At 64.0% G+C, this 21311-nt stretch carries 20 protein-coding genes and 1 pseudogene; 4 read left to right on the top strand and 17 right to left on the bottom strand.

Annotation, left to right across the window (positions count from 1 at the left end; all coding sequences use genetic code 11):
* Nucleotides 1–20 precede the first annotated feature (20 nt).
* The 11 genes and pseudogenes from WN73_RS10510 to WN73_RS10460 form a co-directional block, all read right to left on the bottom strand.
* Nucleotides 21–440 carry an acyl-CoA thioesterase gene (locus tag WN73_RS10510; protein ID WP_271552637.1) on the bottom strand — a complete coding sequence of 140 codons (420 nt, stop codon included), beginning with the start codon at nt 438–440 and terminating at the stop codon, nt 21–23.
* Nucleotides 441–623: 183 nt separating this feature from the next.
* On the bottom strand, nt 624–1385 hold the full coding sequence (locus tag WN73_RS10505; protein WP_011090570.1) for an SDR family NAD(P)-dependent oxidoreductase: 762 nt from the start codon (nt 1383–1385) through the stop codon (nt 624–626).
* Nucleotides 1386–1410: 25 nt separating this feature from the next.
* Nucleotides 1411–3294, bottom strand: a complete 1884-nt coding sequence (locus WN73_RS10500) for a feruloyl-CoA synthase (protein ID WP_028173787.1) — start codon at nt 3292–3294, stop codon at nt 1411–1413.
* Complete coding sequence (locus WN73_RS10495; protein ID WP_011090568.1) at nt 3291–4100, bottom strand: crotonase/enoyl-CoA hydratase family protein; 810 nt, start codon at nt 4098–4100, stop codon at nt 3291–3293. The genes WN73_RS10500 and WN73_RS10495 overlap by 4 nt, the downstream gene beginning before the upstream one ends.
* 129 nt (nt 4101–4229) lie before the next feature.
* A complete protein-coding gene (locus tag WN73_RS10490; protein WP_011090567.1) occupies nt 4230–4910 on the bottom strand; it encodes a DUF2270 domain-containing protein in 681 nt (226 codons plus the stop codon).
* A gap of 79 nt (nt 4911–4989) precedes the next feature.
* Nucleotides 4990–5106, bottom strand: a pseudogene (locus WN73_RS10485) (DUF3237 family protein); the annotation flags it as partial.
* Between the two features lie 7 nt (nt 5107–5113).
* Nucleotides 5114–5803, bottom strand: coding sequence for a hypothetical protein (locus WN73_RS10480; protein WP_271552633.1), 690 nt, complete (start codon nt 5801–5803; stop codon nt 5114–5116).
* A gap of 177 nt (nt 5804–5980) precedes the next feature.
* Nucleotides 5981–6439 (bottom strand): DUF3237 domain-containing protein, encoded by a 459-nt coding sequence (locus tag WN73_RS10475; RefSeq protein WP_271552632.1) that lies wholly within the window; start codon nt 6437–6439, stop codon nt 5981–5983.
* A gap of 228 nt (nt 6440–6667) precedes the next feature.
* Entirely contained in the window at nt 6668–7987 is a 1320-nt protein-coding gene (locus tag WN73_RS10470) for a TRAP transporter large permease (RefSeq protein ID WP_028173789.1), read from the bottom strand.
* 2 nt (nt 7988–7989) lie between these two features.
* Entirely contained in the window at nt 7990–8499 is a 510-nt protein-coding gene (locus WN73_RS10465) for a TRAP transporter small permease (RefSeq protein WP_011090564.1), read from the bottom strand.
* A gap of 285 nt (nt 8500–8784) precedes the next feature.
* On the bottom strand, nt 8785–9801 hold the full coding sequence (locus WN73_RS10460; protein ID WP_271552631.1) for a TRAP transporter substrate-binding protein: 1017 nt from the start codon (nt 9799–9801) through the stop codon (nt 8785–8787).
* 265 nt (nt 9802–10066) lie between these two features.
* On the opposite strand from WN73_RS10460, the gene pobA reads away from it, so the two are divergent.
* A complete protein-coding gene (gene pobA, locus WN73_RS10455; RefSeq protein WP_271552630.1) occupies nt 10067–11236 on the top strand; it encodes a 4-hydroxybenzoate 3-monooxygenase in 1170 nt (389 codons plus the stop codon).
* A 227-nt stretch (nt 11237–11463) separates the two neighbouring features.
* The gene (locus tag WN73_RS10450) at nt 11464–11883 is read left to right on the top strand and encodes a PaaI family thioesterase (protein ID WP_271552628.1); all 420 of its coding nucleotides are present in this window, start codon (nt 11464–11466) and stop codon (nt 11881–11883) included.
* A gap of 86 nt (nt 11884–11969) precedes the next feature.
* Here WN73_RS10450 and WN73_RS10445 read toward each other — a convergent pair whose 3' ends face one another.
* Nucleotides 11970–12854 carry a LysR family transcriptional regulator gene (locus tag WN73_RS10445; protein WP_028173793.1) on the bottom strand — a complete coding sequence of 295 codons (885 nt, stop codon included), beginning with the start codon at nt 12852–12854 and terminating at the stop codon, nt 11970–11972.
* Nucleotides 12855–12975: 121 nt separating this feature from the next.
* Here WN73_RS10445 and WN73_RS10440 point away from each other — a divergent pair, with 121 nt between their 5' ends.
* Nucleotides 12976–13599, top strand: coding sequence for a pyridoxamine 5'-phosphate oxidase family protein (locus WN73_RS10440; protein ID WP_011090559.1), 624 nt, complete (start codon nt 12976–12978; stop codon nt 13597–13599).
* A 153-nt stretch (nt 13600–13752) separates the two neighbouring features.
* Here WN73_RS10440 and WN73_RS10435 read toward each other — a convergent pair whose 3' ends face one another.
* From WN73_RS10435 to WN73_RS10425, 3 genes are read right to left on the bottom strand one after another with little or no spacing between them, the layout of a single operon-like run.
* Entirely contained in the window at nt 13753–14484 is a 732-nt protein-coding gene (locus WN73_RS10435) for an ABC transporter ATP-binding protein (RefSeq protein WP_011090558.1), read from the bottom strand.
* A complete protein-coding gene (locus WN73_RS10430; RefSeq protein ID WP_271552626.1) occupies nt 14481–16250 on the bottom strand; it encodes a branched-chain amino acid ABC transporter ATP-binding protein/permease in 1770 nt (589 codons plus the stop codon). Before WN73_RS10430 ends, WN73_RS10435 begins: the two co-directional genes overlap by 4 nt.
* A gap of 7 nt (nt 16251–16257) precedes the next feature.
* Nucleotides 16258–17298: a branched-chain amino acid ABC transporter permease gene (locus WN73_RS10425; protein WP_060908881.1), complete on the bottom strand. Its 1041-nt coding sequence runs from the start codon at nt 17296–17298 to the stop codon at nt 16258–16260.
* A gap of 177 nt (nt 17299–17475) precedes the next feature.
* Here WN73_RS10425 and WN73_RS10420 point away from each other — a divergent pair, with 177 nt between their 5' ends.
* Entirely contained in the window at nt 17476–18009 is a 534-nt protein-coding gene (locus tag WN73_RS10420) for a MarR family winged helix-turn-helix transcriptional regulator (protein WP_011090555.1), read from the top strand.
* 356 nt (nt 18010–18365) lie between these two features.
* Here WN73_RS10420 and WN73_RS10415 read toward each other — a convergent pair whose 3' ends face one another.
* The gene (locus tag WN73_RS10415) at nt 18366–19649 is read right to left on the bottom strand and encodes a glycerate kinase type-2 family protein (RefSeq protein ID WP_271552624.1); all 1284 of its coding nucleotides are present in this window, start codon (nt 19647–19649) and stop codon (nt 18366–18368) included.
* Between the two features lie 197 nt (nt 19650–19846).
* Nucleotides 19847–21076, bottom strand: coding sequence for an ABC transporter substrate-binding protein (locus WN73_RS10410; protein ID WP_011090553.1), 1230 nt, complete (start codon nt 21074–21076; stop codon nt 19847–19849).
* Nucleotides 21077–21311: the final 235 nt, after the last annotated feature.

The raw sequence follows: 21311 nt of genomic DNA, 5'->3' as shown, positions 1-21311 counted from the left end.
CGGCGATTTAGCTCCCCGATCTAACTTCCCGTGAACTTGGTCACCATTTCCGCCGGAAACGGTGCCGATTTCAGCTTCTCCGGATTGGCCGGGTCGCGGCCGACCAGGACGCGGGTCTCGAATGCCTCGATGGCGAGATCGGCGGCCTTGTAGACGTTGTGCTTCACCTCGAAGCTCGAGCGCTTGATGCTCTCGATCTTCGTCTCGATGGTGATCCAGTCGCCATGGGTCGAGGGGATGTAGAACTTGGCCCGCGTGTCGACCATGGGGATACCGACCAGGCCGTATTTGTGGACCAGGTCCTGCTTCGAGAAGCCGGCCTTCTCGAACAGGACCGAGGTCGAATCGTCGAACATGCTGAAATAGCGCGGGTAATAGACGATGTTGGCGGGGTCGCAATCGCCCCATTGGATCTGTACGTCGCGCCGGTTCACGAACATGTGGTTGGTACTCGTTGGGGCCGGCTCTCACCTCTCCCGTAGGGAGAGGTCGAATTGCGCAGCAATTCGGGTGAGGGGTTTCGGTCTCTCGATAGTGCAAAGCCCCTCACCCGGCGCTGCGCGCCGACCTCTCCCAATGGGAGAGGTAAGGTCGAGGACGCTGCTGCAATATCGCTCATGAATTTACTTCGGCGCCATGCGCAGCGAGCCGTCGAGGCGCACCACCTCGCCGTTGAGGTACGAATTCTCGACCATGTGCAGCGCGAGCGCGGCGAACTCGTCGGCATTGCCGAGCCGGCGCGGGAAGGGGATCGCGGCCGCGAGCGAATCCTGGGCTTCCTGCGGCAGGTTCGCGAGCAGCGGGGTGAGGAACAGGCCGGGCGCGATCGTCAGCACGCGGATGCCGAACTGTGCGAGCTCGCGCGCGATCGGCAACGTCATGCCGACGATGCCGCCCTTCGAGGCCGAATAGGCCGACTGGCCGATCTGGCCGTCATAGGCGGCCACGGAGGCGGTGTTGATGATGACGCCGCGCTCGCCGGTCGCCTGCGGCTCGAGCTTGGACATCTCGGTTGCGGCGAGGCGGAGCATGTTGAAGGTGCCGATCAGGTTGACCTTGATCACCTTGTCGAAATCGGCGAGCGCCATCGGGCCATCGCGGCCGACGACGCGTTTTGCCACGCCGATGCCGGCGCAGTTGACCAGCACGCGCGCGGGGCCGTGGGCCTTGGTCGCCTGCGCGATCGCAGCTTCAGCGGAAGCGGCGTCGGAGACGTCGCAGGTCACCGCCACGCCCTTGATCTCGGCGGCGACGGTTTCGGCGAGCTTGGCATTGAGGTCGCACACCGCGACCTTGGCGCCCTGCGCCGCCAGTTTTCGCGCGGTGGCAGCGCCCAGCCCCGATGCGCCGCCGGTGACGATGGCTGCCTGATCCTTCAACAACATGGCGTTCTCCTATAGCGATGGTTTCTTAGCCGACCGATATCACACGGTCCGATGGATTGGCAGCGTAGAGCTCGTCGATCAGCGCGCCGCGATGCTCCAGCACCGCGCGCTGGTTGATCGAGCCCTTGTCGGTGACCTCGCCCTTGTCGATCGAGAGCGGCGTATCCATCAGGATCGCGCGCGTGATCCGCGTCGAGGAACCGGTAGCCGAGCCGAGGAAACGGGTCAGGCGCTCGCGAAAGGCCTCGCGCACCAGCCGGTCGCGCGTCGCGACGACGAGGTCGTCGGCCGGCAGCGTCGGGTTGACCAGCCTACAGCCGTCGAGGTCGAGCACGACCAGCGCGGAGACCTCGTCGCGGTTGATACCGGCGATGACGACGTCACGCACCAGCGGTGCGCAGGCCGCAACGAAGCGCGCGCGCAAGGGGCCGACACTGACCCAGGTACCGCTCGCGAGCTTGAAGTCCTCGCTGACGCGGCCGTCGAAATCGAAGCCGGCGTTGAGATCATCGGGATCGGCAGGCTTGAGCGCGTCGCCCAACTTGTAGAATCCTTCCTCGTCGAAGGATTTTGCGGTGATGTCCGCCTGGCGCCAGTAGCCGGGCATCACGTTCGGCCCCTTGGCGCGGACCTCGAGCTTGCCGTTGTTCGGCACCAGCTTGGCGTCGTTGCCGGAGACGGGGAGGCCGACATGGCCGGAGCGGCTGGTGCGCGGATTGACCGACATGAAGAACGGCGCGGTCTCGGTCGCGCCAAGGCCGGTCAGCATCGGCACGCGATAGCCTTTTTCCTTCACCGCGAGCTCGTCGAGGCTGTCCCAGACGAATGGCGACAGCGCCGCGCCCGAGAAGAACATCGCATGCAGCCGGTCGAAGAATTTCGCGCGCAGGCCCTGGTCGTCGCGCAGATAGGGCAGCAGCGACTCATAGCCCTTCGGCACGTTGAAATAGACGGTCGGCGAAATCTCCTGGAGATTGCGCACGGTCTCCTCGATGCCACCGGGCATCGGCTTGCCGGCGTCCAGATACATCGAGCCGCCATTGTAGAGCGTCAGGCCGATATTGTGGTTGCCGCCAAAGGTGTGATTCCAGGGCAGCCAGTCGATGATGACGGGCGGCTCGTCCTTGAGGAAGGCGAGGGTCTCGCGCAGCATCACCTGGTTGGCGCAGATCATGCGCTGGGTGTTGATGACGGCCTTGGGATTGCCGGTCGAGCCCGACGTCAGCAGGAATTTCGCGATCGTATCGGGGCCGATCTTGCCGTGGACTTCGTCGAGATCGCCGCGGATCGGCGTCGCCATGAGGTCGGCGAGCAGCGTGACGTCGCGGCCCGCCACATGGCCGTAGGAGGCGGCGATCTCGGTGCCGAGCGAAACATTGGCAGCGAGCGCATCTGAGAACTTGTCGGCGTCCTCGGCGAAGACGAGGCCGGGCGTCAAGAGCTTCATCAGATAGGAGAGCTTGCCGTAATCCTTCGACACCAGCGAATAGGCCGGCGACACCGGGCAGAACGGAACGCCGGCATAGAACGCGCCGAAAGCCAAAAGCGCATGGTCGATCGAATTGCCGGAGAGGATGACCACCGGCCGGTCCGCCGACAGGCCGCGCTGGATCAGCGCCGAGGCGATGTGCCGGCTCGCGGTGAGCAGCTCGGCATAGGTGATCTTGCGCCAGCCGCGGCCGCCTTCGCGCTCCGCCATGAAGACGCGGTCCGGCGTCGTCGTCGCCCAATGATGCAGACGGTCGGTGATGCGGACGGGATAGTCGCCGAGCGGCTGCTTCGGCCGCAGGTAGATCGTCCCGTCCTCGCGTCGTTCGATATTGACGACGGGATCGCCGAACGAAATGGGCCGCAGCGGGAAAGTGCTTGCGCCGCGCTCCGTGCCGGAAGAGGACGGCTGTGCACTCATGACTTTGGCTTCACCTTGGCGGTCTTGTGCTCGAGGAATTCGCGGATCCTGCGCTTTGCTTCCTTGTCGCTCTGGGCGACGGTGGCCATCAGCGATTCCATCAACAGGCCGGTCTGCGGATTGGCTTCCGCGATCATTGGCAGCGCCTGGAGCACGGCGAAATTCGTCAGCGGCGCGTTGGAGGCGATCTTGGTCGCAAGCTCAAGCGCCTTGCCGAGCCCGTTGCCGGCTTCGGTCAGATATTGCGCAAAGCCGTAGGAGGCGCCTTCGGTCGCGCTATAGACGCGGCCGGTCAGCATCATGTCCATCATCCTGGCAACGCCGATCAGCCGCGGCAGCCGCACCGAGCCGCCGCCGCCGACGAAGATGCCACGCTGCCCCTCCGGCAGCGCGAAATAGGTCGAGGGCTCGGCGACGCGAATATGGGCGGCGCAGGCGAGCTCCAGCCCGCCGCCGATCACGGCACCCCGGAGCGCGGCGATCACGGGCACGCGGCTATACTGGATGCGGTCGAACACCCGATGCCACATCTGCGAATGGAGCAGCCCGCCGGTCGCGTCGTGCTCCGTCAGTTCGGACAGGTCGAGGCCGGAGGAGAAATGGTCGCCGATGCCGTGGATGACGACCGCGCCGATATCCTCGGGCAGGGACGCAAAGCACTCGCCGATTTCCAGGATGATGCCGTCATTGAGCGCATTGCGCTTGGCGGGCCGGTTCAGGCCCACGGTCAGAACCCTGTCCGCCCGCTCGATCCTCAACAGCCCGGAGGCACCCGCGTCAGCGGTCTCGGCGTTTCCCTGTGTCATTTGCGTCCTTATCAGAATAGTTATGTTGTATAACGAATTTACAAGGAGTCAACAAGGGAGGCCCTCCCTGGCGTCGGGGCAGCTACGCTCGTCTCGGCTCCCCCGGGGAACGGGTAGCCGCCGATGTCATCAGCCCATCGCCACCCGGTCGCCCTTGGTCCCGTGCTCGCGTCGGTCGAGCCACATCGTGCCGAGCGCAAACGCCAGCCACCCGAAATTGTAGGCAAAGCCTACGATCAGAACGACCCAGCCGGGAATCGGTCCGACGGCGGCGCGATCGATAAGTTCCGTCAAGGTCATTGCAGGCGTCGGATGGATTGCAATCTTGCCGTAATAGGCTGTCGCCTGGATGGCGAATATCCAGACGTAGTTGCGACGCAACCGCCGTCCGGTAGCGCGGACAAATGAAATGTGATGGCGGGGCGCAGTGTAGTCGCGCGCGAGAACGGCCTTCCAGCTATCGTCGTGCGCTTCACCGGTGAAGATTGGCGCATAGAAATTCCTCTCCAGCCAACGAGCCCGGGCACGCCAGACATTGAAATAGCGATAACGCCGCGCCTCCATACCAAGGAACACGGCAAGGAGCAGTCCGACAAGCACGAGTGGTAGAGGCGAAGCCTCCGGGCTCGAAAATGTCGTCGACAGCGCGATGCCCATCGTGACGATCGCCCAATTGGTCGTGTTGTCGAGCCGCGTTCGCCAGATCGTCGATCGATAGACCTCGCCGCGGTAGAGATGAGCGATGGCGCCCATTTCGGCGGAGTCGAAGGTGTGTTGGGGGACTGGTTCGCTGGAAGCCATAAGAGACATGGTGGGACTCCCGTGGTCTGCACAACTTGGTGCAGATCACATTCTGAACCAGGTTCGCCCTGGGTCAAAGACCGATTCCTCACATCACCTGATGGACGTCGATCACGACGCGGTCCGCGTGGCGTGCGGCTGAGGCGACGAAAATGTGCTGCATCAGCCAGCGATACTGTGCGTGCCCGGTCTCGCACCGCGGCACGATGACTTTATGAACAATACCCGGGGAAATGCTCCTCGGTCGTACTGAGAAATCCAAGCCATGATTCCTGCAGTTGAGCGCGACGTCTGAGCGTCGCCTGCAATCTCATCTCGATGCATCGATCGATATCGAGCGGATAGACAATTACCGCCGTATTAGCTTTCGCGGTTCGGAATTGCGGTTGCGCTAAGTCGTCGGTATCCTTCCAGCTCGCAACCGTGGCTTTGTAGGATTCAACGTGAGAGATTAGCTCTACGAAGCTCGGATATATTCTGTTGCCATCGAGCAATTGCGAGTTCTCTACGATCGAAGACTCCATCTTTACGTTGATGGGCATGAACACAGATTTCATCCAGCGTCGCCAAACCTCGACGAGTTCGGCGTTCGGCATATCGTTGTCGTTGAAATAGTAGACCTTTCCCTTTCTGTAGGTGTTGTGTAGATCCTCCCATGCCTGCCTGCTGGCCACGCTGTAGGCATATAAGGGGCCATACAATTTTTCGATCTGGAGGTTTACGTTCTGGATTTGTGTTTTGCGATGTTCATCAACAAAGCTGACAGTGTAGCCAATGGCGGCACTCGCAATCGCGAGAAAGATCGAAGCTGCAACACCACTGTAGACTGAACCGCTCTCCTGCACCTTGGGTGATTTTGTCCTCGTGAAACGGGGATGTCGGACGACAAAGTATTTCTTCACTCATAGCCTCCAAAGTATGTTGCGCATCTGCTTTTGCGTTTATTAAAGTGCAAAGGCTATCTTAAGTTGAGGGTCTGGGAAAGATGGCCTGAGAACGCCGACGCAAAGTGAGCAGTTGCGGTGGCTGACCCCGGGCGAGCGGCCCCCGTGGAAATGGGGACTGTAGATTCGGTCGGACTACATCACCTGATGCACGTCGATCACCACGCGGTCCGCGTGGCGCGTGGCTGAGGCGACGAAAATGTGCTGCATCAGCCAGCGATAGTTTTCATGCCCCGTCTCGAACTTCGGCACGGTGCGGAAATAGATCAGTTTCGGATCGACGGCCTCGCCGCGCTTGAGCTTTTGCAGCAGCTCGACCGGACCGAAGCGGATGCCCTTGTTCTCGATATAGACGATGGCGCCGTCGGCGGTCTCGAAGGCGTATTTCGCTTCGAGGTCGATCAGCTCGTTGGGACGGATGGTCTGGAAGTCGGCGCCGAACGGCAGCACCTTGCCGGTGACCGCGCCCTTCACCTCGCCGCCGATGATCGGAATGATGCGGCGCACGCCGACGCCGGTCTCGCCGGCGGTGACGACGTCGCCGATGCGGGCGGTGATGGTGAAGACGTATTTGGTGTCGAGGGTGGGGGTCATGTGTCACTCCAACGGTCACACGGTCAGAAGGCGCCGGTGTCTTCGCCTCTCCCCGCCTGGGGGAGAGGCCGGAATTCAAGCGCAGCTTGAATTCCGGGTGAGGGGGAGTCTCCGCGAGTTCAACCGTCACCGTCCTCGCGGAGGCTCCCCCTCACCCCAACCCTCTCCCCGCAAGCGGGGCGAGGGAGATCACCGCCGTTGCGGCGAGAACCCGCATTCAATCCATCATCAGTGCGCCATCATCCGCGTCGGCAGCCACGTCGCCAGCAGCGGGAAGGCGATCAGGATCACCAGCCGCACCAGATCCGTCGCCACGAACGGGATCACGCCCTTGAAGATGGTGGAGAAGGAGACGTCCTTCACCACGCTTTTTATGACGAAGACGTTCATGCCGACCGGCGGGTGGATCAGGCCGAGCTCGACGGTCATCACGATGATGACGCCGAACCAGATCGGGTCGAAGCCGAGATGCATGATGACGGGGAAGATGATCGGCACGGTGAGGATGATCATCGCCATGGCGTCCATCAGGCAGCCGAGCACGAGATACATCACCATGATCAGTGCCAGCACGCCGTAGGGGCCAAGGCCGAGGCCGGTCAGGAATTCCGTCACCTTCTGCGGCGTCTGCGTCACCGTGAGGAAATAGCCGAAGATCAGCGCACCGATCAGCACGGTGAACACCGCGGCGGCGGTGCGCGTCGCCTGGAGCAGCGAGGCCAAAATCTTCTCGCGGTCGAGCCGGCCGGTGACGACGCCGATGATGAAGGCGCCGGTGGCCCCGACGCCGCCGGCTTCCGTCGGCGTGAAGCGCGGCAGGAAGGGCAAGCCGTAAAGGCCGCCGATGACGAAGACGAACAGCAGGACCGGCGCCCAGATCTCCTTCAGGCCGGCAAAGCGCTCGCGCCACGGCAGCACCTTGCCCTTGGGCAGGAAGTCCGGCCGGAAGTATCCGATCAGGGCGATCGTGATCATGTACATGGTCATCGCCAGCAGGCCCGGAATGATGCCGGCGATGAAGAGTTTTCCGATGTCCTGCTCGGTGATGATGCCGTAGACCGCCAGCACGGTGGAGGGCGGCAGCATCGCGCCGAGCGTGCCGCCGGCCGCGATCACGCCGGTCGCGAATGACTGCGGATAGCCGAAGCGGCGCATCTCGGGATATGCGACCGCGGAGAAGGTCGCGGCGGTCGCAACCGAGGAGCCGCAGATCGCGGCAAAGCCGCCGCAGGCCCCGACGGTGGCGATGCCGAGCCCGCCGCGCAAATGTCCGACGAACCCGTTGGCGGCGCGGAACAGCTCGCGGCTCATGCCGGAATTGCTGACGAAGGAGCCCATCAGCAGGAACATCGGGATGACGCCGAACGTGTAGTCGGTGACCGTGCGCATCGAGGTCTGGCCGACCAGCTTCAGCGCCGGCGTGGCGCCGACCAGATAGGAGAAGCCGGAGACGCCGACGAGGCCCATGGCCATGCCGACGGGCACGCGCAGCAGCATCAACGCAAACAGGGAAACGAAGCCGATTACGGCGACGGCATCGGTGCTCATGATTACTCCGTCGCCTTCAGCTTGGGGTCGTGCATTTCTTCGGGATGGAAGATCAGCCGGTAGGTGCGGATCGCGATCAGCAGCACGGCGGAGACGTCGCCGATCCAGGCGATCGCGAAGAACGGCCAGGTAGGCATGTGCATGTCGAAGGTCTGGACATTGTCGTTGTAGGTGCCGCGCACCTTGTCGAACAGGGTCCAGGTCTGCACCGTGACGACGAACAGCAGCACCAGGGTGGCGAACACGTCGATCCAGCGCTGATAGCGCGGCTCGACATTGCCCCAGACCAGGTCGACCGTGATGTGGGTGCCGCGATAGGAGGTCGCGGCGATGCCCCAGAAGATCAGGATGCCGAGCAGCATGCGGCCGATGTCGAAGCTGTCGGGGATCGAATAGTTCAGCGTGTTGCGCAGCAGAACCGACACGAAGATGTCGAGCGCCACGAGGCCGACGAAGCCGGCCGCGATCCATTCGATCGTGTCGATAAAGCGATCCATCCAGGCGCGCTTCATGGGTGTGTCCTGTGTGATGTCATTCTCGCTCTCGGCTCAGAAGGCGGTCGTTCGCCTCTCCCCGCTTGCGGGGAGAGGCCGGAATGCGCGCGCAAGCGCGGATTCCGGGTGAGGGGGGCTCTCCGCGAGTCCAACTTTCACCGTCCCCGCGGAGACTCCCCCTCACCCCAACCCTCTCCCCGCAGGCGGGGAGAGGGGGAGGAAGCGTCGTGCGCTCCTAACAGCGCACTTGCAGAATGACGGCGGCGAGATGTCTTTCGCCGCCGCATCTGTTTCAACGAAGCGCTACTCCGCCAGCGCGTTGTACTTCTTCAGCGAGGCCTTCAAATCGGCCAGCGCGGCGTCCGGATCGGCGCCCGCTTTCTTGGCGCCGTCGCCCCAGGTCTTGACCAGCGGCTCGGCGGCTTTCTTCCAGGCCGCGGTCTGCTCTTGTGTCAGCTTGTAGACCTCGTGCCCCTCTTCCGCCTTCACCTTGTCGACGCCGGCGTCCTCGAACTTGCCCCAGTGCTCGCCGACCACGCCGGCCATCTCGACCGAGCAGTTCTTGTCGATTGCGGCCTTCTGCTTGTCGGACATCGCATTGTACTTGTCCTTGTTGATCACGAACACGAAGGTCGTGGTGTAGAGCGGCGCCGCCATGTCGTACTTGGTCACCTTGTCGATGCCGAACAGCACGAGGGAACCCCATGGGAAAGTGACGCCGTCGGCGACGCCGCGCTCGATGATGTCGCGCACTTCGGGCGCGGAGGACTGCACATTGGTGCCGCCGAGCGAGGTGACGAAGTTCGCCATGGTGGCGTGCGCGGGACGGATCTTCAGGCCCTTCACGTCCTCCGGCATCACGATCTTCTTGGTCTTGGAGTGGAAGGAGGAGGGCGAGTGGACGAAGGCGAGGCAGTATTTGACGTCCTTCATCTCCTTCTCGGCATATTTGCGATACCAGGCGTCGAGCCCCATCGAGCCGCCCTTGGCATCCGAGATCAGGAACGGCAATTCGCCGGCACCGACGATCGGGAAGCGGCCGGGCTGATAGCCGGGATTGACATAGGTGACATCGGCGATGCCATCGCGCGCCATGTCGTAATGATCGAACGCCTTGCCGAGCTGCTGGGCCGGAAACACCTTGCCCGTAATGGTGCCGCCGGAATCCTTGTTCACCGCAGCCACCCAGTCTTCCAGCGATTTTTGCAGCGGGTGCGATGCCGGCACCCAGTGCGAGATCTTCAAGTCGAAGGTCTTGTCCTGCGCCAACGCCGGCGTCACACTTGCTGCGAGCAACAAAGCCAGACAGGCTTTCCTCATCACACGTCTCTCCCTGTTTTCGACGGCGGGCTTCGATGGCCCGGTCTCGTTATTTAACATGTTATCTAATTGGCCGGCGCGTTCAAGCCGGAATTGGCGCGCACGTTGTCGCGTCCTGTACGTCAGCCATGTTGCATGGATTTGTCGCTGCTAGCGCGACCAGCACTCCCCTTTTGCCCAACCGTTATATGATATAATTAACTTGCGCGGATCATCGCGGCAAGCGAGCCGCGACGAAAGCCTACAGGATCGGGAGGAGCAAGTATTGCGGACAAAAGTCGCAATCATCGGGGCCGGGCCGGCTGGATTGTTGCTTGGGCAACTGCTGCACAATTACGGCATCGACAATTTCATCCTGGAGCGGCAGAGCCCGGACTACGTGCTCGGCCGCATCCGCGCCGGTCTTCTGGAGGAGGGAACCGTCGCGCTGCTCGACCAGGTCGGTGCCGGCGTGCGGGCGCATGCCGAAGGCCTGGTGCATGAGGGCATTGAGCTGGCCTTTTCCGGCCGCCGTCATCGCATCGACATGAAGGCCGCGACCGGCAAGACGGTCATGATCTACGGCCAGACCGAGGTCACGCTCGACCTGATGAACGCGCGCAAGGCGGCCGGCCTCGATACGGTCTACGAGGCCAAGGACGTGCGACCGCATGATTTCGACGGCAGTCACCCGCGCGTAACCTGGGTCAGGGACGGCGTCACCCACACGCTCGATTGCGATTTCATCGCCGGCTGCGACGGTTTTCACGGCGTCAGCCGCGCCAGCGTTCCGGCCTCGGCGATCGAGGAGTTCGAGCGGGTCTATCCGTTCGGCTGGCTCGGCATTCTCTCCGAGACGCCGCCGGTCAGCCACGAGCTGATCTACTCCAACCACGCCCTCGGCTTTGCGCTCTGCACCATGCGCTCGATGAAGCGCAGCCGCTACTATGTGCAGTGCTCGCTGGACGACCATGTCGACCAATGGCCCGACGACCGCTTCTGGGACGAATTGAAGCGCCGGCTCGACCAGGAGGCCGCCGACAGCCTCGTCACCGGTCCCTCGATCGAGAAGAGCATCGCCCCCTTGCGCAGCTTCGTCGCCGAGCCGATGCGCTTCGGCAGGATGTTCCTGTGCGGCGACGCCGCCCACATCGTGCCGCCGACCGGCGCCAAGGGACTGAACCTTGCGGCCAGCGACGCGCATTATCTGTCGAGCGCGCTGCGCGAATTCTACGACGAGAAGTCCAGCGCCGGCATCGACGCCTATTCCGCCAAGGCACTGGCGCGCGTCTGGAAGGCGGTGCGCTTCTCCTGGTGGATGACCTCGATGCTGCACAAATTCCCCGACACCGGCACCATCGGCGCCCGCATCCAGCTCGCCGAACTCGACTACGTCACGCAGTCGCAGGCCGCGATGTCGTCGTTGTCGGAGAATTATGTGGGGCTGCCGTTTTAGAGAAGTGCCGTAGGGTGGGCAAAGCGAAGCGTGCCCACCAGCTTTGTGTTTGTGGAGAGATGGTGGGCACGGCGCGTTGCGCCTTTGCCCACCCTACGGGCGTTGCATTCCTCGCAACGCCGCCGCCCGTTTCAAACACCCCCGCAAATTCCGTTTAAAACTTTGTAGGTGATGCGTCCGCCACGCCCATCGCGTTCAATGCTGGCAACCAGCAACGCGAGACAGCCATGACCGCCACCGACATTCCCGCCGGCTTCGAGCCGCATTTCCGCAAAGCCCCGCTCACCGATCCCTGGGAGCCGCTCTACTCGAAGAAGGCCGACAAGGCCGTGATCATCGGCCTGCGCCTGGCCAAGCCGCACACCAACGCGCGCGGGCTCATCCATGGCGGACTGATCGCGGCGCTCGCCGATGCCGCCATGGGTTACAGCTGCGCACAGGCGACCGGCTGGACGACGTCCTTCGTCACGATCTCGCTGTCGGTCGACTTTGTCGGCGCCGCCGAAATCGGCCAATGGCTCGCGGTCGAGGGCGAGGCGATCAAGACCGGCAGCACGATCTGTTTCGCGCAGTGCCTGGTCAAGGCCGACGCCACCGTGATCGCGCGCGCCAGCGGAACGTTTCGGGTGGTGCCGAAGAAGGGCTAGCTGTCATTCCGGGGCGATGCGAAAGCATCGAACCCGGAATCTCGAGATTCCGGGTTCTCGCTTTGCGAGCCCCGGAATGACCGCCTTTACCCAAACCTCCACTCCGCCGTCTCCACCACGAGATCGACGAACGCGCGCACCTTGGCCGAGAGCAGGCGCGAGGTCGGGTAGACGACATGGATGGGCAGCGCCGGCTGCTCGTATTTCGCCAGCACGACCTTCAGCCGCCCGCGCTTCAAGCCCTCGGCGGCCTGATAGGCCAGCACCCGCGTGACGCCGCCGCCGGCCTCGGCATATTGCAGGGCGGCGTCAGCGCTATTGCTGGTGAAGCGCGGGTTCGTCGTCACCTCGATGTCGCGGCCGTCCTGCATGAAACGCCAGCTGGCGGATGGTCCGAACTGGATGGTCTGGTGCGAGGCGAGCGCTTCCGGCGTCTTCGGTTCGCCATGGCGCTTCAGATAGCCGGGCGCGGCCACCACGATCCGCCGCATCTCGCCGACCTGGCGCGCGACGAGGGACGAATCGGCGAGATGACCGATCCGCACCGCCACATCGACGGCGTCTTCCACGAGATTGACGAGATGGTCGGACAGCCGCAATTCGCCGGCAACCTCGGGATAGCGCTTGAGATAGGCGGTCATGACCGGCCCGACATGCAGCCGGCCGAAGCCGACTGGCGCCGACACCACCAGACGTCCGCTCGGCCGGTTACGCTCTTCCCGCGCCGAGCCGTCGGCCTCCTCGACATCGGCGAGAATGCGCCGCGCGCGCTCCAGATAGCGTGTGCCGACATCGGTCAGCGTCACCTGCCGCGTGGTCCGCTGCAACAGCCGGGCGCCGAGATGCTCTTCCAGCGCCGCGATCAGCCGCGTCACCGCCGAGGGCGACAGGTGCAGCTTGCGCGCCGCCGGCGCAAAGCCGCGCAGATCGGCAACGGTGACGAACACGTGCATGGCTTCCAGGCGGTCCATGGCATTATTTCATATATTGCAATGATGAAGTGTCAAGCCGGCGGATTGTTTTAGACGCCGAAAGGTCCATTTTAGTCGCCGAAAGACGCAGAAATGCGCCGGGATTCCAGGAGATGTTCCGATGACGGCAACCCTCACCTACGCCAGCGACGTGGCGTTCACGCCGGCGGTGAAATCGATCCAGACCCGAAAGGGATCGCGCGAAGGCTATGCCCATGCCGAGCAGCGCGGCTGGCGCACCGAGGTCGATGAGAACCTCGCGGCGTTCCTGGCCGATGCCAACAGCTTTTATTTCGCCACCGCCTCTGCCGATGGCCAGCCCTACATCCAGCACCGTGGCGGGCCGAAGGGGTTCTTGAAGGTGCTGGATAAGCAGACGTTGGCTTTCACGGACTACGCCGGCAACCGGCAGTACATCACGCAGGGAAACCTGTCCGAAAATCCCAAGGCCTACATCTTCGTGATGGACTACGCCCATCGCCGCCGGGTGAAGATCTGGGGCGAGGCGCGCGTGGTGGAGGATGACGATGCGCTGACGACGTCGCTGATGCCGAAGGGATATCGCGCGCGGCCGGAGCAGGTGATCCTGTTCAAGATCGCGGCCTGGGACACCAACTGCCCGCAGCACATTCCGCAGAAGTTCGATGCGACGGATGTCGCGGCCGCGCTGGCGGCGAGGGATCAGCGGATCGCCGAGCTGGAAGCGGAGGTGGCGGCGTTGAAGGAGAAGGCGGCGAGCATCTAGGCGCGAATCTCGTCGCATTCTTCGGTGTCATGCCCCGCGAAGGCGGGGCATCCAGTACGCAGCGACCTATCGATTCGACCACGGTCTTCTCGGAGTACTGGATCGTCCGCCTTCGCGGACGATGACAGTTGAGTTCGTGGCGACGCCTCAGAACTACAGAACGCTCGCACCTTCGTGCTGGAAGCCGAGATAGCTCGCCGCAACGCGTTCGTTCGCGGCGATGTCGCTGGCCTTGCCGCTGAGCACGAACTCGCCGAGCTCCATCACATAGGCCTGGTCCGCGATCTTGAGCGCGGCCTGCGCGTTCTGTTCGACCAGCAGCACCGAGACGCCGGCGGTGCGGAGCTCGGTGACGATGCGGAAGATGTCGGCGACGATAATCGGGGCGAGACCGAGGCTCGGTTCGTCCAGCATCAGGAGCTTCGGCTCGCCCATCAGCGCGCGACCCATCGCGAGCATCTGCTGCTCGCCGCCGGAGAGCGTGCCGGCGAGCTGCTTGCGCCGCTCCTTCAGCCGCGGGAACAGCGTGTAGACCCGCTCCATCGAGGCCTTCGACTTGCTCCGCTCGATGCGGAAGGCCCCGAGCTCGAGATTGTCCTCCACATTCATGGTCACGAACAATTCGCGGTGCTCCGGGACGAGGCCGAGGCCCATCGCGACGCGGTCCTCGATGTCGAGCCGGGCGAGGTCCTGGCCTGCGAAGGCGACGCGGCCTTTCAGCGGCAGGATGCCCATGATGGCCGACAGCAGCGTGGTCTTGCCGGCGCCGTTGGCGCCGACGATGGTGACGATCTGGTTCGCCCCGACCTCGAGCGAGACCGAACGCACCGCCTCGACCTTGCCGTAGGCGACATGCGCGTCGGTGACGGACAACAGCGCGCTCATGCCGCCACTCCGAGATAGGCCTTGATCACTTCGGGATTGGTCTTGATCGTGGCGGGCGTGCCCTCCGCGATCTTGGTGCCGAAATCGAGCACGACGATGCGGTCGGCGAGGTTCATGACAAAGCCCATGTCGTGCTCGACCAGCAGCACGCTCATGCCGCCGTCGCGCAATTCGCGCAGCAGCCTGGCAAGCTGCTGCTTCTCCATGTGGCGCAGGCCCGCGGCCGGCTCGTCGAGCAGCAGCAGCATCGGATCGACGCACAGCGCGCGCGCGATCTCGACGATGCGCTGCTGGCCGAGCGAGAGCGAACCTGCGAGCTGGTGCATCTGGTCCGCAAGCCCGACGCGCTCGATCTGGCGTGCGGCCTCGGCGAGCAGCTTTGCCTCGTCGGCGCGGTCGAGCCGCAGCATGGAGGAGATCGGCCCCGAATGACCGCGCAGATGCGCGCCGATAGCGACGTTCTCCAGCACGGTCATGTCGGGGACCAGCTTCACGTGCTGGAAGGTGCGGGAGATGCCGAGCTTGACGATCTCCTGCGGCGGCGCGTTGTCGAGCCTCTTGCCGAGCACCGAGATCGAGCCCGAGGTCGCCGACAGCACGCCGGTGATCAGGTTGAACGTCGTGCTCTTGCCGGCGCCGTTCGGCCCGATCAGCGCGACGATCTCGCGGGCCTGGACCTCGAAGGAAACGTTGTTGACCGCGATCACGCCGCCGAATTGCTTGCGTGCCTTCTCGACCTGGAGCAGGACGCTGGCTTCGCCGGGCGCGCGGGTGCGCTGCTCCAGCTTCAGCGAGGTGTCCGGCTTCCTGCCGCGGGTAGGCTCGGGCAGGAACGACATCAGCCAGGGCCAGACGCCGCCGGGCGCGAGTTGCAACAACGCCACCAGCATGATGCCGAACACGATCGTCTCGACCTGGCCGGAACCCGGCAGGAGCAGCGGCAGATAGCTTTGCAGCACCTCTTTCAGGACCACGACGATCGCCGCGCCCAGCACGCCGCCCCAGACATAGCCGGCGCCGCCGACCACCGCGATGAAGAGATATTCGATGCCGGCCTGTGCGCCGAACGGCGTCGGGTTCACCGCGCGCTGAAGGTGGGCATAGAGCCAGCCGGAGAGACCGGCTAGCACCGCGGCGTGGATGAACACCAGCAGCTTTGCCCGCGGCGTGTGCACGCCGAACGCCTCGGCCGCGACATGGCCGCGCCTGAGCGCGCGGATGGCGCGGCCGGTGCGGGAGTCCAGCAGGTTCATCGTGAGCAGGGCCGAGAGGATCACGGCGACCCAGATCGCGTAGTAGATCGAGCCGGGCGAGAGCATCTTGAACGCGCCGATCGACAGCGGCGGGATCGCCGAGATGCCGTCGTTGCGGCCCAAAAACTCCAGCTTGCTGAAGAGATAGAACAGGCCGAGCCCCCAGGCGAGCGTGCCGAGCGGCAGATAGTGGCCGGAGAGGCGGACGGTGACGAGGCCAAGCAGCACCGCCAGCGATCCGCTGACCACGAGCGACAACGGCAGCGTCAGCCAGGGCGACAGGCCGTAGCTCGTCGACAGCACCGCGGTGGTGTAGGCGCCAAAGCCGACGAAGGCGGCTTGTCCGAACGAGGTCAGGCCGCCGACGCCCGTCAGCAGCACGAGGCCCATCGCGACGAGGGCGGCAAGGCCGATATTGTCGAGCAGCACGATCCAGAACGGCGGCATGCCCGGGACAAACGGGATCACCGCCATGACAAGCGCGAAGACGAGGATGGGGAGCCGGCTCTGCATCTTAGCGTCAGTCCTTCTCTTCCTCGACCGCGGGCGCGGCGAGCGAGCGCAGCAGCAGCACGGGGATCAGCAGCATGAAGACGATCACTTCCTTGTAGTTGGAGGCGTAGAAGGACGAGAACGCCTCGACGATGCCGACGACCAGCGCGGCGACGGCGGTGAGGGGGTAGCTGACGAGGCCGCCGATGATCGCGGCAACGAAACCCTTCAGCCCGATCAGGAAGCCGCTGTCGTAATAGAGCGTCGTGATCGGCACGATCATGATGCCCGACAGCGCGCCGATGACGGACGCCAGCAGGAAGGCGATCTGCCCCGACAGCGTGGTGCGGATGCCAGCGAGCCGCGCCCCTAGCCGGTTCACGGCGGTCGCGCGCAGCGCCTTGCCGTAGAGCGTCAGGCCGAAGAACAGCCAGAGCCCGACGATGAAGGCGATGGTGATGGCGTAGACGGTGATGCTCTGGCCGGTGAAGCGCAGCGCGCCGGCGGTGAAAGAGCCGGACAGCACGGCAGGTCCGCGCTGGCCCTCGGCGCCGAAGAACAGCAGGCCCAGTCCCTGCAGCGCGAGGTGGACGCCCACGGAGGCGATCAGCAGCACCAGCACCGAGGTGTGCGCCAGCGGCTGGAACGCGATGCGGTAGAGATACAGGCCGATCATCGCCACGATCACCAGCGACAGCGCGATGCAGACCGCCACCGGCGGCTTCTGGGCGGCGAAGTAGATCGTCAGCGCCAGCACGATGGCCGGCAGCACGATATTGGTGAGGACGCTGCGCAGGATCAGCCGGCCATGCAGCGCCTTGCGGGCCACGAACAGATCGAAGGCAAAGGCGCCGATGCCGAGGGCGAGCGCGAGCTTTGCCGTGCCCGGCATCTGGCCCGCGGCCAGCGAGGCATAGGTCAGCGCGCCATAGGTGACGAACTCGCCCTGGGGAATGAGGATCACGCGGGTAACGGCGAACACCAGCACCAGCGCGAGGCCGAGCAGCGCATAGATCGCGCCATTGGTGATGCCGTCCTGCACCAGGAACAGCATGATAGTGGTGTTCAAGACCGGACGCTCCCCCTCAAAGATTAAGGACCGGTCTCCGCAATCGCGGTGGATGGTCCGTCACAGCCATTGAAATACGCTGACGATATTTGATATGGTGCATAACAATTATCAAATATAACTTCAAGGGTGGCGGGCGACCCGCCCCGAATTTAGCGGGATTACGAGCACGAGGCGATGACCGTTTCCAAAACCGCTGAAAAGTCTTCAGAAAAACCGGCTGACTCGGCCAAGGGCCGCAAGGACGCGGCCGAGGCCCAGGGCCAGGGCTCTACCGATGCCCTCCAGCTCGGCGAGCTCTCCGAACAGCTCGGCTATGTGCTGAAGCGGGCGCAGCTCAAGGTGTTCGAGAACTTCCTGCGCTGCATGGCCTCGCTCCAGCTCACCCCCGCGCAGTTCTCGGTGCTGCTGCTGGTCGAGAAGAACCCGGGGCGGAACCAGACCGAGATCGCCTCCACCCTCGGCATCCTGCGCCCGAATTTCGTGGCCATGCTCGACAATCTCGAAAGCCGCGACCTTTGCGCGCGGATCCGTTCCACCAACGACCGCCGCTCGCATATCCTGGTCCTGACCGACAAGGGCAAGGCTGTGCTGACGCGGGCGAAAAAGCTCGTCGCCACCAAGCACGAGGCGCGGCTGAACGACCTGCTCGGCCAGGCCAACCGCGAAGCCCTGATCGAGATGCTCTCGAAGATCGCCAACGAGTTTTGAGCTGGGCTTAACCGCACGCTCTCTCTGCTCCCTCCCCCCTTGCGGGGGCAGGGCTATCGCATGTGGATTTCACGAGAATTGTCCGCGGGTTTGCTCCGCCTCTCCCGCTTGCGGGAGAGGCCGACGCGCCCCGGGCGATGCGAAGCATCGTCCCGAGCGCGGCGGGTGAGGGCTCTCGCCACGCAGGGACGTTCTCCGCAATCCCAGGCAATCCCGACGCGGAGACACCCCCACCCCAGCCCTCCCCCGCAAGCGGGAGAGGGAGCCGAGTGCCGATGCCGCCGCATCATGCAAACCACATGCGATAGCCCTGCCCCGCAAGGGGGAGGGAACGCAGCGGAGCGAGAAGCGCTCGCTCAATCCACCAGGATCACCCTGATATCATTCACGTTCGTCAGCGTCGGGCCGGGCATCAGCAGATCGCCGGTCGCCTCGAAGAACGTCGTCGCGTCGTTGTTGTCGAGATAGGCCTGCGGCTGGAGTGCCAGCGCCTTCATCTTCGCAAACGTGGCCGCGTCGATCAGCGCGCCTGCGGGGTCGGTAGGGTGGCCGGCGCCGCCGTCGGCGCCGTCGGTGTCGCCCGCGAGCGCGGAGATGCCGGCCGTGTCCTTCAAGAGGCCGGCGAGCGCCAGCGCGTATTCCTGGTTCGGACCGCCGCGTCCCTGGCCGCGCACGGTGACCGTGAGCTCGCCGCCGGAGAGGATCGCGATGCGCTTGCCCTGCGCACGCGCCTGCAACGCGAGTCCGGCATGATGGGCCGCGACCTCGCGCGCCTCGCCTTCGAGATCGGCGCCGAGATCGATCGTCTCGTAGCCGGCCTCTTTCGCGAGCTTCACCGCGGCGTCGAGCGACTGCTTGGGCCGCGCGATCAATTCGAATGATGCGCGCGCAAAGGCGGCATCATCCGGCTTGCAGCTTTCGTTATCGGGATTGTCGAGCGCGCGGCGCACGGCATCGTCGATATCGAGCTTGTACCTGGCCACGATCGCGCGCGCATCCGCCAGCGTGGTCGGATCGGGCACGGTAGGGCCGGAGGCGATCGCGGAGGGATCGTCATGCGGCACGTCGGAGATCGCGAGCGTGACGATCTCGGCGGCGTTCCTGCCGGCGCGCGCCAGCCGCCCGCCCTTGATGCGCGAGAGATGCTTGCGCACGACGTTCATCTCGCCGATCGGCGCGCCCGAACGCAGCAGCGCCTTGTTGACCGCCTGCTTCTGCGCGAAACTGATGCCGTCCACCGGCGCGATCCAGTTCGCCGAGCCGCCGCCGGTGAGCAGGACCAGAAGCAGGTCGTCGGGCCCGGCCTCGCCCGCGAGCGCGAGCGTGTCGGCCGCGCCCTTGAGGCCGGCTTCATCGGGCACGGGATGGCCGGCTTCGACCACGCGGATGCGGCGTGTCGGCACGCCGTAGCCGTGGCGCGTGGTGGCGATGCCAACCAGCCGCTCCGGCGCGAGCTTCAGCGTGTCGAGATAATGTCGCTCGGCGGCCGCGGCCATCGCGCCGGCGCCCTTGCCGGCGGCGAGGCAGATCACGCGTCCTGTCGGAGCCGGCCGCAGATGCGGCGCCAGAATTGTACTCGGATGCGCGGCGGCAACGGCGGCGTCGTAGAGCGCGCGGAGCAGGGGACGTCGGTCGGTCATGACGATGGCCTTGAGCAGACTGAAGCGATGGCGACGAATTCGCCGTTCACCTGCCTACCGTATCATGCGCGAAAGCGTAAGCAGGGTTTACCATCATTCGATTGTGCAATCGCGTGATCATAATCGCCGCGCGACAAAAAGGCCCCCCGCGATGGTCTCGCGGGGGGCCTTTCGCGCAACTGGATGTTGCTGGACGGCTAGCCGCCGGCGTCGGCGCTGATCACGTCGCCGAACAGCTCCCAGCGTTCGCCCTTGAACTTTTCGAGCTGGAGCTGGCTGATCGGCGCGAAGTCGTTCGGCCCGGTGTTGATCTGGATGCCGGGCAGCAGCGCCTCGGTGCGGAAGTTCTTCAGGTTGGCGGCCTCCTTCATGATGTTCTCGCGCGTGAGATTGTCACCGCACTGCTTGAGGACCTGAACCACCGTCTGCGCCACGGCGAAGCCGACGATGGTGCCCTTGTCGAGCTTGTCGCCTTCCGGGAAGTACTTGGTCATGAAGGCGAGAAATTCCTTCATGCCAGCGTCATTGTTCCATGCCGGATCGGACACGTCCTTGAGATAGTCGGCCGAGATGATGTCCTGGCCGTTCTCGAAGCCGGCGGGCTTCATCACGCTGCCGACGGAGGCGGAGACGTTGTTGAGGAAGTGCAGCGGCTTCCAGCCGATCTCGGAATTCTTCTTGATCGCCTGCGCCGCGAATTTCGGCGTCGTGATGTTCATGAACACGTCGGCGCCGGTCGATTTCAGCTTGACGATGTGGTTGTCGATGGTCGGCTCGGAGGTCTCGTAGCTCTCCTCGATCACGATCATCGAGGCAGCCTTGGCTCCCAGGCCGTCCTTCAGGCCCTTGAGGTAGTCCTTGCCGTAATCGTCGTTCTGGTAGAGCACGGCGATCTTGGCGTCCGGCTTGTTCTTCAAGAGCCACTTCGCGTAGATCTGCGTCTCGCTCTGGTAGTTGGGCTGCCAGCCCATGGTCCAGGGGAAGTTCTGCGGATCGTTCCACTTGGTGGCGCCGGTGGCGACGAACAGCTGCGGCACCTTCTTCGAATTCATGTACTTCTGGATCGCCGAGTTGGGCGGCGTGCCGAGCGAGTTGAAGATGAACAGCACCTCGTCGCTCTCGACCAGCTTGCGCGCCTGCTCGACCGTCTTCGGCGGCGAATAGGCGTCGTCATAGCTGATGTAGTTGATCTTGCGGCCGTTGATCCCGCCCTCTTCGTTGATCTTCTTGAAATAAGCGGCTTCGGTCCGCCCGATGATGCCGTAGGCGGAGGCCGGTCCGCTGTAGGGCATGATGTTGCCGATCTTGATCTCGGTGTCGGTCGCGCCGGTATCGTATTTCTTCTGGGCCGATGCAGTGGAGGCCGAGGCCGCAACGAGCGCAAGCGCCAGTGACGCGGCCGCAAGTTTGCCGGTGACAGCGGGCATTCCTATCTCCCTATTTTCTTGGTGTGTGTGCGTCCCGTTTCTTGTCTTGATTGTTTTTGGCGACGCCGCCGCAATTCAATACGATTTGTCCTGTGCCTTCAACAGAAAGCCCCCGCGACGGCGTCGCAGGGGCTGCTTCTTTAGTAGTCAGGGACGGGCGCGGTTTCGTGTGCGAGTGCGAGACAACGCGACTGCTCTGAGTTGCTTAACGCGTACCAAGCGATTTTGAGTTGAT

Origin of the sequence: Bradyrhizobium sp. CCBAU 45394 (genome assembly GCF_028128655.1) — a bacterium.
GTDB classification, from domain to species: Bacteria; Pseudomonadota; Alphaproteobacteria; order Rhizobiales; family Xanthobacteraceae; genus Bradyrhizobium; species Bradyrhizobium diazoefficiens.
This window is presented reverse-complemented; position numbering and strand designations above follow the sequence as displayed.

What these genes read in the sequence shown, in the direction of transcription:
- WN73_RS10475 (WP_271552632.1), bottom strand. Translation starts at nt 6,439, where the DNA reads ATGACCCCCACCCTCGACACCAAATACGTCTTCACCATCACCGCCCGC.
- WN73_RS10505 (WP_011090570.1), bottom strand. Translation starts at nt 1,385, where the DNA reads ATGTTGTTGAAGGATCAGGCAGCCATCGTCACCGGCGGCGCATCGGGG.
- WN73_RS10410 (WP_011090553.1), bottom strand. Translation starts at nt 21,076, where the DNA reads ATGCCCGCTGTCACCGGCAAACTTGCGGCCGCGTCACTGGCGCTTGCG.
- WN73_RS10490 (WP_011090567.1), bottom strand. Translation starts at nt 4,910, where the DNA reads ATGTCTCTTATGGCTTCCAGCGAACCAGTCCCCCAACACACCTTCGAC.
- WN73_RS10470 (WP_028173789.1), bottom strand. Translation starts at nt 7,987, where the DNA reads ATGAGCACCGATGCCGTCGCCGTAATCGGCTTCGTTTCCCTGTTTGCG.
- WN73_RS10495 (WP_011090568.1), bottom strand. Translation starts at nt 4,100, where the DNA reads ATGACACAGGGAAACGCCGAGACCGCTGACGCGGGTGCCTCCGGGCTG.
- WN73_RS10430 (WP_271552626.1), bottom strand. Translation starts at nt 16,250, where the DNA reads ATGCAGAGCCGGCTCCCCATCCTCGTCTTCGCGCTTGTCATGGCGGTG.
- WN73_RS10460 (WP_271552631.1), bottom strand. Translation starts at nt 9,801, where the DNA reads ATGAGGAAAGCCTGTCTGGCTTTGTTGCTCGCAGCAAGTGTGACGCCG.
- WN73_RS10415 (WP_271552624.1), bottom strand. Translation starts at nt 19,649, where the DNA reads ATGACCGACCGACGTCCCCTGCTCCGCGCGCTCTACGACGCCGCCGTT.
- WN73_RS10445 (WP_028173793.1), bottom strand. Translation starts at nt 12,854, where the DNA reads ATGGACCGCCTGGAAGCCATGCACGTGTTCGTCACCGTTGCCGATCTG.
- WN73_RS10510 (WP_271552637.1), bottom strand. Translation starts at nt 440, where the DNA reads ATGTTCGTGAACCGGCGCGACGTACAGATCCAATGGGGCGATTGCGAC.
- WN73_RS10450 (WP_271552628.1), top strand. Translation starts at nt 11,464, where the DNA reads ATGACCGCCACCGACATTCCCGCCGGCTTCGAGCCGCATTTCCGCAAA.
- WN73_RS10465 (WP_011090564.1), bottom strand. Translation starts at nt 8,499, where the DNA reads ATGAAGCGCGCCTGGATGGATCGCTTTATCGACACGATCGAATGGATC.
- WN73_RS10420 (WP_011090555.1), top strand. Translation starts at nt 17,476, where the DNA reads ATGACCGTTTCCAAAACCGCTGAAAAGTCTTCAGAAAAACCGGCTGAC.
- WN73_RS10500 (WP_028173787.1), bottom strand. Translation starts at nt 3,294, where the DNA reads ATGAGTGCACAGCCGTCCTCTTCCGGCACGGAGCGCGGCGCAAGCACT.
- WN73_RS10435 (WP_011090558.1), bottom strand. Translation starts at nt 14,484, where the DNA reads ATGAGCGCGCTGTTGTCCGTCACCGACGCGCATGTCGCCTACGGCAAG.
- WN73_RS10440 (WP_011090559.1), top strand. Translation starts at nt 12,976, where the DNA reads ATGACGGCAACCCTCACCTACGCCAGCGACGTGGCGTTCACGCCGGCG.